Raw genomic sequence first — 4,473 nt, forward strand, 5'->3', positions numbered from 1 at the left:
CACGCAGCGGGGTTTTTCTTTATGCGTTTCAGCAGCCGATGTTTCAGCCGGCGCTGCCGTGTCCCAGGAACGGCTGGATCACTGCCGCGATCTGGGCGGGCGCTTCCATATGCAGGTGATGGTTGCCCGGAAACACGGCCAGGCGCCCGTCGCGCAGGTGCTGCAGTCGCTCGCTGCGCATCGGCTCGGGATAGTACGACTGCGCGGGAGTCGCGTAGATCACCTGCGTAGGGCAGGCGATGGCCTGCAGCAGGTTGTCGATCTGGCCCTCGCTGAGCCGGATGGCGGTGGGCAGCATCAGGCGCGGATCGCTGCACCAGCGATAGCCGCCCTCCACAGGCTCGACCCCGCGCTCGACCAGCAGGCGCGCGCAGCCTTCGCTGAGCTGGTTGGTCATCATCCGCGCGCGGATTGGCGCGGCAAGATCGGGGAAGACCCTGAGCTGCTTGCGCGATAGCGCGCGCGTGGCAGTCACATGCTCACGCAGCCGATCCGCGGTGTCCTCTTCCGGTCCCCGCAGGCCGCCCAGCGCTTCGATGGCGACCAGGCGTTCAATGCGGTCACTGACCGCCGCCGTCAGGCTGGCGATGCCCGCACCCATCGAATGGCCGAGCAGGCTGAAGCGCTCCCAGCCCAGCGCGTCGGCCACGTCAAGGACGTGGCAGATCGCGGCAGCGGTGGTGTAGCTGGCGCCGGCCGGGAGATGGGCGCTGTGGCCATGGCCAGGCAGGTCGATGGCCACCAGATCCAGATGGGGCAGATGCGGTGCGAGTGGCACGAAGCTGGCGGCGTTATCCAGCCATCCGTGCAGGGCGAGCACACGCGGGCCGTCCCCGTGATTGCGCAGGCCGGCCACGCGCGCGCCGCCGACCTCGAGTTCGAACCCCTGCAGGCTCATGCCAGCGAGGCCACGGCCAGCCGTGCCAAGGCACGCGCGTGCTCGGATCCATCGTTGAGGCAGGGGATGTAACGCATCCGTGCGCCGCGTTCGGCGAGGGTTTCAGTGAATCCCATCTCGACTTCTTCCAGCGTTTCCAGGCAGTCGGTGGCAAAGCCGGGGCAGACCACGTCGATCTGCTTCACGCCGGCCTCGGCCAGCGCCCACAGGCTGGGTTCGGCATACGGCTGCAACCAGCGCTCGCGCCCGAAACGCGACTGGTAGCCGAGCTGCCACTCGCTCCGTTCCAGGCCCAGCGCATTGGCGATCGCCTGCGCACTGGCTTCGCAGCGCTGCGGATAGGGATCACCGCCATCGGCCAGGCGCTGTGGAATGCCGTGGAAGGAGAACATCAACCTCTGACCACGGCCATGCGCCTGCCAGTAGCGCTGGATGGAGGCTGCCACGGCCGCGACCCAGTCCGGGTCGACCGAGTAGTCCTGTACCAGGCTGACCGTGATGCCCGGATTCCTGCGCTGCCAGGCATCGACACGATCCTCCACCGATGCGGTGGTGGTGGTCGAATACTGGGGATAGAGCGGCAGCACGACGATGCGCCGCACGCCTTCCGCCGCCAGCCGGTCCAGTTCCGCGGTCAATGCGGGTTCGCCATAGCGCATCGCATGGCGCACGCGCAGGGTCGGCAGCAGAGCTTGCATCGCCTGCGCCAGCCGCCGGGTATGGACCATCAGCGGCGAGCCCTCGGGCAGCCAGACCTGGGCGTACTTGGCGGCCGAGCGGCCGCTGCGCAATGGCAGGATCAGGCCGCGCAGCAGCGGCTGCCACAGCAGCGCCGGAATCGACACCACGCGCGGGTCGGACAGGAACTCAGCCAGGTAACGGCGTACGGCGGGGGCCGTCGGCGTCTCGGGCGTGCCTAGGTTGACCGCCAGCACGGCGGTATCGGGTGCGTCGAGCATGGGTCTCATTGTCGCCGATCTGCCGCTGTATCGGGATGCAGGATCTGCATCGCAGGCATAGTCATCTCCGATGCGGGACCGATGACGCTCATTGCCGATTCATCACAACACTACTAATTTCAGTCACTTGCTATATCTTCCTATGGACTGACTTCTGGAGCCTGCCATGCGTCGCCCGATCCAAGCCCTGCTGATCGCCGCCAGCCTGCTGTCCAGCCAGGCCATGGCCGGGCCGCAGGAAGACCAGCGCGCCCGCAACGCGGTGCGTGTGCTGGCTGAAATCCAGGAAATCCCTGAACAGGGGATTCCGGACAAACTGCTCGACGAAGGCCGCGCGGTCATCGTCATTCCCGACACGATCAAGGCAGGCCTGGTCATTGGTGGCCGCCGTGGGCATGGCCTGATGTCGGTCCGCATGCCGAACGGCGCTTGGTCCAACCCGGTCTTCGTCAAGCTCACCGGCGGCAGCATTGGCTTCCAGGCCGGCGTGCAGTCGTCGGACGTGGTGCTGGTGTTCCGCAACGACCGCAGCCTGGACAACCTGGTCAACGGCAAGTTCACCCTGGGCGCCGATGCCGGTGTGGCGGCCGGTCCGGTCGGCCGCAATGCGGCCGCGGCCACCGACGGCCAGCTCAAGGCCGAAATCTGGTCGTGGTCGCGTGCGCGTGGCCTGTTCGCCGGCGTCGCCCTGGACGGTGCGGTGCTGCAGATCGACGATGCCGCCAACCTTGACGCCTATGGCAGCAACACCACGCCGCGCATGATCTTCGAGGGCCGGGCAGCAGGTGCGCCGTCGATGGATGTGGTCGCCTTCCGTGATCGCCTGGAGGAGGCGACCTATGCCGCGCGCAACAACCGCGGTGGCAATGGTGGCACGGCCTCGCGCCCGGCTCCGGCGCCGACGGTCGCACCGCCGCCTGTTCAGGCAGCCCCGGCGGTCCCGGCGGAAGCCACCACCGCGCCCCTGCAGAACGTGCCGCAGAACCCGCCACCACAGCAGCAGGGCTTCCAGCCGGTCAATGAAGGCGAAATCCGCACGGAGACGCTGGGCGGGAACTGACTTTCGTCACGCGCGCCGGCTAACGGCCGGTGCGCTATGCTCGACAGCCTGATCACTAACGTAACGAGCGTCTTTATGGGCAGTTTCAGCATCTGGCATTGGTTGGTCGTGCTGGCCATCGTCCTGCTGGTGTTCGGCACCAAGCGTCTGACCAGCGGCGCCAAGGACCTCGGTTCGGCGGTCAAGGAATTCAAGAAGGGCATGCGCGACGAGGACAAGCCGAACGCGCAGCTGGGCGATGAGACGCGCAGCCAGGACGCCTCGCGCACCGCGCAGGACGAGCACGACCGCAACGCACGCTGATCCGGAGCGGTCGCGGTGTTTGATATCGGCTTCAGCGAACTGCTGGTCATTGCGGTGGTCGCCCTGGTGGTGCTCGGTCCCGAGCGTCTGCCCAAGGCGGCCCGTTTTGCCGGCCTGTGGGTCCGTCGTGCCCGCAATCAGTGGGACTCGGTGAAACAGGAACTGGAGCGCGAACTGCAGGCCGAAGAGATCAAGCGGCAGATGCAGGACGTGCGGCAGGGCATGCAGGACACCGAGAACCAGTTGCGTGCCAGCGGCGAGGCGATCCGTCGCGAAGCCGCGCAGGCACAGCAGCAGGGTGATGCGCTGGCGCAGGAGACGCGGGCACCGGCGCCGGCGGACCTGCCGCCGCATGTCAGCCAGGCACAGCAGGCTGCACCTCCCGCGTCCATGGGCGACGGCACTGCGGCCGATGCCGGCGGGGCGTCCGCTGCATCCGCAGCGGATGTAGACGACACCCGTCCGGTGCCAGCGTCGCAGAGCGAGGAGCGCGGCCGATGAGCGAACAGGATTTCGGCGAGAGCTCGCTGGTTGAGCATCTGGTGGAGCTTCGCGGCCGCCTGGTGCGTGCGCTGCTGGGCCTGGGCGTGGTGCTGCTGGCACTGCTGCCCTTTACCCAGAAGTTGTACAACGCGCTGGCCGAACCGCTGGTCTCGCAGCTGCCGAACGGCCAGACGATGATCGCCACCAACCCGGCCGGCGCCTTCTTCGCTCCGTTGAAGCTGACCTTCTTCGTCGCGCTGTTCGTGGCGGTGCCGTGGCTGCTGTACCAGTTGTGGGCCTTCGTCGCGCCGGGACTGTATGCCCGCGAAAAACGCCTGGCGGTGCCCCTGCTGGTGTCGTCGGTGCTGCTTTTCTACACCGGTTGCGCCTTCGCGTATTTCCTGGTGTTGCCGGCGGTGTTCCACTTCCTCACCACCTTCAGCCCCGATGTGATCGCGATCACTCCGGATGCCAACGCCTACCTGGATTTCGTGCTGGCGATCTTCTTCGCCTTCGGTGGCAGCTTCGAGCTGCCGGTGGCGATGGTGATCCTGGTGCTGCTGGGATGGGTGACGCCGCAGCAGTTCAAGGAAGGCCGTGGCTACGCGATCGTGGGCATCTTCGTGGTGGCGGCCGTGCTGACGCCGCCGGACGTGGTCTCGCAGCTGATGCTGGCGATCCCGATGTGCCTGCTGTACGAACTGGGCATCCATGCCGCGCGATGGCTGGTGCCGTCCTCGGTGGTGAAGAAGCCCGCCGCGTGATGCGGC

6 protein-coding genes are annotated in these 4,473 nt (G+C 67.2%); 4 read left to right on the forward strand and 2 right to left on the reverse strand.

Annotated features, from left to right (window positions below; translation table 11 throughout):
* Positions 1-43 precede the first annotated feature (43 nt).
* Both AC06FB_RS18780 and hemH read right to left on the reverse strand, forming a co-directional pair.
* The gene (locus AC06FB_RS18780; RefSeq protein ID WP_263176560.1) at positions 44-898 is read right to left on the reverse strand and encodes an alpha/beta fold hydrolase; all 855 of its coding nucleotides are present in this window, start codon (positions 896-898) and stop codon (positions 44-46) included.
* Positions 895-1,857: a ferrochelatase gene (hemH, locus tag AC06FB_RS18785; RefSeq protein WP_053517680.1), complete on the reverse strand. Its 963-nt coding sequence runs from the start codon at positions 1,855-1,857 to the stop codon at positions 895-897. Before hemH ends, AC06FB_RS18780 begins: the two co-directional genes overlap by 4 nt.
* Positions 1,858-2,023: 166 nt before the next feature.
* Here hemH and AC06FB_RS18790 point away from each other — a divergent pair, with 166 nt between their 5' ends.
* The 4 genes from AC06FB_RS18790 (at position 2,024) to tatC (ending at position 4,467) form a co-directional block, all read left to right on the forward strand.
* Complete coding sequence (locus AC06FB_RS18790) at positions 2,024-2,917, forward strand: lipid-binding SYLF domain-containing protein (protein ID WP_053517681.1); 894 nt, start codon at positions 2,024-2,026, stop codon at positions 2,915-2,917.
* Between the two features lie 75 nt (positions 2,918-2,992).
* The gene (tatA, locus tag AC06FB_RS18795) at positions 2,993-3,220 is read left to right on the forward strand and encodes a Sec-independent protein translocase subunit TatA (RefSeq protein ID WP_053517682.1); all 228 of its coding nucleotides are present in this window, start codon (positions 2,993-2,995) and stop codon (positions 3,218-3,220) included.
* 15 nt (positions 3,221-3,235) lie between these two features.
* Positions 3,236-3,721: a Sec-independent protein translocase protein TatB gene (tatB, locus tag AC06FB_RS18800; RefSeq protein WP_065181400.1), complete on the forward strand. Its 486-nt coding sequence runs from the start codon at positions 3,236-3,238 to the stop codon at positions 3,719-3,721.
* The gene (gene tatC / locus AC06FB_RS18805; protein ID WP_010482410.1) at positions 3,718-4,467 is read left to right on the forward strand and encodes a twin-arginine translocase subunit TatC; all 750 of its coding nucleotides are present in this window, start codon (positions 3,718-3,720) and stop codon (positions 4,465-4,467) included. The genes tatB and tatC overlap by 4 nt, the downstream gene beginning before the upstream one ends.
* Positions 4,468-4,473 lie beyond the last annotated feature (6 nt).

The sequence above is a fragment of the Stenotrophomonas sp. Steno-C15 genome (assembly GCF_056393265.1).

Excerpts from the sequence above, each read along its gene's own strand:
- AC06FB_RS18780 (WP_263176560.1), bottom strand. The coding sequence starts at position 898 with ATGAGCCTGCAGGGGTTCGAACTCGAGGTCGGCGGCGCGCGCGTGGCC.
- hemH (WP_053517680.1), bottom strand. The coding sequence starts at position 1,857 with ATGCTCGACGCACCCGATACCGCCGTGCTGGCGGTCAACCTAGGCACG.
- AC06FB_RS18790 (WP_053517681.1), top strand. The coding sequence starts at position 2,024 with ATGCGTCGCCCGATCCAAGCCCTGCTGATCGCCGCCAGCCTGCTGTCC.
- tatA (WP_053517682.1), top strand. The coding sequence starts at position 2,993 with ATGGGCAGTTTCAGCATCTGGCATTGGTTGGTCGTGCTGGCCATCGTC.
- tatC (WP_010482410.1), top strand. The coding sequence starts at position 3,718 with ATGAGCGAACAGGATTTCGGCGAGAGCTCGCTGGTTGAGCATCTGGTG.